We start from the raw sequence: 266 nt of genomic DNA, 5'->3' as shown, positions 1-266 counted from the left end.
AAGATTGAAGTAGTACGTTACGGTAAAGTACGTCGTGCTAAATTGTACTACCTACGTGCATTGCAAGGTAAAGCAGCACGTATCAAAGAAATCCGTCGTTAAGATAGTCCTACAGACTATTTTGGTCGGAGAATGGGAGGCAGCGAAAGCTGTCTCTTTTTTTAAAAAAAATCTGTTGAAAAAGTACCAAATTGTGAAAGCATAAAATGGAAATAATATGTTATACTATATATTATTGTAGCGAGTATAGAGGAGGTTGCGGATGA

1 protein-coding gene is annotated in these 266 nt (G+C 36.5%); it reads left to right on the top strand.

Annotation, left to right across the window (positions count from 1 at the left end; genetic code table 11):
- Positions 1–102 (top strand): 50S ribosomal protein L19 (locus C1G53_RS07650; RefSeq protein WP_153046673.1); only part of this gene is annotated, 102 nt, incomplete at its 5' end.
- Between the last annotated feature and the right edge of the window lie 164 nt (positions 103–266).

The sequence above is a fragment of the Streptococcus suis genome, assembly GCF_002960445.1.
Classification (GTDB): Bacteria; Bacillota; Bacilli; order Lactobacillales; family Streptococcaceae; genus Streptococcus; species Streptococcus hyiners.
Note: the sequence above shows the minus strand (reverse complement) of the source record. Positions and strands in the feature narration are given on the sequence as shown.